Here is a 473-nt window from a genome sequence, read left to right as displayed (position 1 = left end):
AACGTGCTCGGTTTTATTGTGATGGCCGTCCATACTTTTGCGCCGGTTCAGATAGAATCTGCTGTTTTAGCCCAAAAGCTGGTATCCGAGCTGCTGCTGATCCATATAACAATGGCGATATTGTCATACGGCGCCTTTTCTCTGTCATTTGTTTTTTCGCTGCTTTATTTAATACAATACGACCTTCTTAAACAGAAAAAATGGGGGAAACGGCTTTTAAGGCTTGGCGACTTGGCGAAGCTTGAACATATGTCCTATGTCCTTGCGGTAATAGGCGTGCCAATGCTGGTACTTGCACTAATATTGGGATTGCAATGGGCATATATAAAGGTTCCCGACCTATTCTGGTATGACCCAAAAATCATTGGTTCGTTCATCGTATTAACAGCATATAGCGTGTATTTATATTTAAAAGTTCGGAAACAAATGTATGGAAAGACACTTGCTTATTGGAATATTGGTTCTTTTTTAAT

Annotated in this window: 1 protein-coding gene; it reads left to right on the top strand. The window is 40.2% G+C overall.

The features are described 5' to 3' along the window. Positions 1 to 473, top strand: a 473-nt coding sequence (locus AC2JF9_RS08845) for a cytochrome c biogenesis protein (RefSeq protein WP_500727023.1), incomplete at both ends; no start/stop codon positions are given.

The sequence above is a fragment of the Lactobacillus sp. C449L genome (genome assembly GCF_059900815.1).
This window is presented reverse-complemented; position numbering and strand designations above follow the sequence as displayed.